Source organism: Vibrio sp. 10N.222.48.A3 (assembly GCF_041475345.1).
In the GTDB taxonomy this organism is placed as follows: Bacteria; Pseudomonadota; Gammaproteobacteria; order Enterobacterales; family Vibrionaceae; genus Vibrio; species Vibrio tasmaniensis_A.
In genome coordinates this window covers 1-3460 of sequence record NZ_JBFRVX010000165.1, presented here as the reverse complement: position 1 = coordinate 3460, position 3460 = coordinate 1, and the positions used below count along the sequence as shown (strand labels likewise).

The window sequence follows — 3460 nt, the reverse complement described above, 5'->3', positions numbered from 1 at the left end:
CTTGAGAACAAGGCTGCTTTTTTTTGACAAGTAGTTTTGATAAGTAGTTATTCTACAATCAAAAGTTCTAACGCCGTTATCGAGCATTTTAACAAGCTAGGATGAGCAGTTATTTACTACGATTGGTATAACACCAAGGCATTGCATGATACTCAGACCTAACTCTCTCATGAGTTGATTGCGGTAAGTTGGGCTATGCCTGTTGTGCTGACTCAGTACGACAGCGTTATGGCAACAGAGATGGGCGATTCTTGAGGAGAGTTCGCGATGATTGTGTCACCTGCAACTGCAGTAAGTGTGCCACTAATCGCCCCGTCCGTTAATGTGCAAACAGAGCAAGTTGCGCGTGATAATAGAGTCCGAGAACCTGTTGCTCCCGCAGTAGCATTGGCGAGAACCAATGCAGAGCGTAAGGTAAAATCAGACGATAAACGAAGGCAGCAGTCGGCTTGGGATCCTTCAGACCATCCAGGTTATGAAATGGAGAACGAGTCAGAGGCCAATTCGGTTAGCCATGAAAAGCCACAAGATCCTTTTGACAGGCTGTTCAGCTTATTGGCTCTGAGAACATACAGTGCTGATCAAGGAAAGGGCTATACCATGCGTTTCCGCCTGCCAAAGCATGTTTTAGATGCGGCGATTCAGGAGGGACAGATGGAGAAACGACGTAAGGTCATAAAATATCATTATGGTCATGCTGTTGCGCCTCATGCTCCATCAGAGATGTTAGTCGTATTATAGTTATACTCTTCATACTTGAAGCTGCAGTGTTGTTAACTGCGTAAGTTCACCCTAATCACATAGAACCTCTATGCTCATAGGGATGAACTTACTTGTTGCCTAGCTGCAACTCCAATTATTTTGAGTATAAGCACGAAGAATACAACCAAGCTTCGATGTCTTTTTTGAACACATAATAAAAAAACCTGCATACCCCTAAGGGATGCAGGTTTTCTGTTTTAAGCATATCTGTTTTGCAGACGAGTTAACGGATTACTTTTTCGCTTTTGCAAAAGCAGCAGCGAATGCACCACCCATCGCCGCGTTTTGTTGTGGTTCCTCACGACGGCGTTGTCCACCTTGTGAGTTTTGGTTCGGGCGGTTTTGTGTGCGAGGTGCACTTGAACGTTGTGCGCGGTTATCTTGTCCAGGCTCATCTTTCATGCGCATGCTTAGTGCAATACGTTTACGCTGAACATCCACTTCCATCACCTTCACTTTCACGATATCACCCGCTTTCACCACTTCTCGTGGGTCAGAGACAAAGCGATCGGTCAGTGCTGAAATGTGTACCAAGCCGTCTTGGTGAACACCAATATCTACGAACGCACCGAAGTTAGCCACGTTTGAAACCACGCCTTCTAAGATCATACCGGGTTCTAAGTCAGACATGCTATTTACGCCATCGGCGAACGTTGCCGTCTTGAACTCAGGACGAGGATCTCGCCCCGGTTTATCCAGCTCTTTGATGATGTCGGTTACTGTCGGTACACCAAAATTCTCATTAGTGTAATCAACCGCATGTAAGCCACGTAAGAAGTCTGTGTTACCTACCAGAGATTTGATGTCTTTGTGGTTTTTCTCGGCGATGGTTTTCACCAATGGGTAAGCTTCTGGGTGAACCGATGATGCGTCTAGCGGGTTCTTACCATCCATGATACGTAGGAAGCCAGCACACTGTTCAAAGGCTTTTGGTCCTAAACGAGCGACTTTTTTCAAGGTAGTACGCGCTTCGAAACGACCATTCTCATCACGGAAGTCGACGATGTTTTGAGCGATGGTGCTAGAAAGACCAGCGACACGAGTCAGAAGCGCGGCAGAAGCGGTATTCACATCAACACCAACGGCGTTTACACAGTCTTCGACAATCGCGTCTAGGCGCTTAGCAAGCATGGTTTGGCTCACATCGTGTTGGTATTGGCCCACACCGATCGATTTAGGGTCAATCTTCACAAGCTCTGCCAGTGGATCTTGTAGACGACGCGCAATAGACACCGCACCTCGAATCGAGACATCCATGTTCGGGAACTCTTTTGCCGCTAGCTCAGACGCGGAATAAACCGATGCGCCCGCTTCGCTGACAATAATTTTTTGTGCTGTTAGGTTGCCGCGTTTAATCACATCAGCAACAAAGCTGTCTGTTTCGCGTGAAGCGGTACCATTACCAATCGCAATCAAATCAACATTGAACTGGCGAACCATCTGCTCAACCACGTGTGCAGATTTGTCGTATTGCTTCTGTGGTGGGTGAGGGTAAATGGTCTCTGTTGCCAGAACCTTACCTGTTGAATCCACCACGGCGATTTTCGAACCAGTACGTAAACCCGGATCCAAGCCCAAAGTTGCTCGAGGGCCAGCAGGCGCAGCCATCAACAAGTCTTTAAGGTTGGTTGCGAACACCTCAATCGCTTCGATTTCACCGCGTTCTTTCATCGCGCCCATAAGCTCAGTTTCCATGTGCATAGAAACCTTGATACGCCATGCCCAGCTAATCACTTGTTTACGCCATGCATCCGCAGGAGCGCTGCTTAGGGTAATACTGTAGTGATCAGAGATGATGTTCTCGCAGTAAGAACCGCGTACACCTTCTTCTTGTTCAGGGTCTGCATTCATTGCCAGCGTTAGGAAGCCTTCATTTCGGCCTCGCAACATAGCAAGCGCACGGTGAGAAGGCACTTTGTTGAGTGTTTCGTTGTGTTCGAAGTAGTCTTTGAACTTCTCGCCAGCTTGTTCTTTGCCTGCCACGACACGTGAAACGAGCTCAGAGTTACGAGTTAGATGTTGGCGAATCTTTTCAAGTAGGTTTGCGTCTTCTGCAATACGCTCCATCACGATTGCACGTGCCCCATCGAGTGCGGCTTTAGTATCAGCAATGCCTTTATCGCTGCTGATGAAGTTAGCTGCTTCGGTTTCAGGATCGTGCTGTGGTTCATTCCAAAGTGTATCGGCAAGTGGCTCTAAGCCTGCTTCGATTGCGATTTGACCTTTGGTACGACGCTTTGGTTTGTATGGCAGGTATAAATCTTCAAGGCGCGTCTTGCTGTCGGCTTGAGTGATATCACGCTCCAGTTCTGGCGTGAGCTTGCCTTGGTCTTGAATCGATTTCAGGATAGTTTGGCGACGATCGTCTAGTTCGCGAAGGTATGAAAGGCGACTATCAAGGTTGCGTAGTTGGGTATCGTCTAAGCCACCCGTGACTTCTTTACGGTAGCGGGCAATAAAGGGAACGGTGTTACCGTCGTCAATTAGGTTTACTGCGGCGGTGACTTGCTCTGAACGAACATTCAGTTCTTCAGCAATCAGTCGACAGATAGCTTGGCTCATCCGATGAATCTCTTATTTAATATCATGACAAATACATGGGGGTGAGCGTACGCTTTTTCTAGCTTTGACTGTGTAATTATCCTGTCAGAAGTCCAATTTCCGTTTGTGATATCCGCTTTGTGCGAGATCTCTCACA

The 3460-nt window shown here is 47.4% G+C and carries 2 protein-coding genes; one reads left to right on the top strand and one right to left on the bottom strand.

Translation table 11 applies throughout. The annotated features are described in order from the left end of the window. The first annotated feature begins 267 nt into the window (after positions 1-267). Positions 268-741 (top strand): hypothetical protein, encoded by a 474-nt coding sequence (locus tag AB4653_RS06035; RefSeq protein WP_009848010.1) that lies wholly within the window; start codon positions 268-270, stop codon positions 739-741. A gap of 252 nt (positions 742-993) precedes the next feature. On the opposite strand, the gene AB4653_RS06030 is transcribed toward AB4653_RS06035, so the two are convergent. After that, a complete protein-coding gene (locus tag AB4653_RS06030) occupies positions 994-3324 on the bottom strand; it encodes a Tex family protein (protein ID WP_102257551.1) in 2331 nt (776 codons plus the stop codon). Between the last annotated feature and the right edge of the window lie 136 nt (positions 3325-3460).

Bases quoted from the DNA above. Each gene is read 5' to 3' on its own strand.
- AB4653_RS06035 (WP_009848010.1), top strand. From the start codon at position 268: ATGATTGTGTCACCTGCAACTGCAGTAAGTGTGCCACTAATCGCCCCG.
- AB4653_RS06030 (WP_102257551.1), bottom strand. From the start codon at position 3,324: ATGAGCCAAGCTATCTGTCGACTGATTGCTGAAGAACTGAATGTTCGT.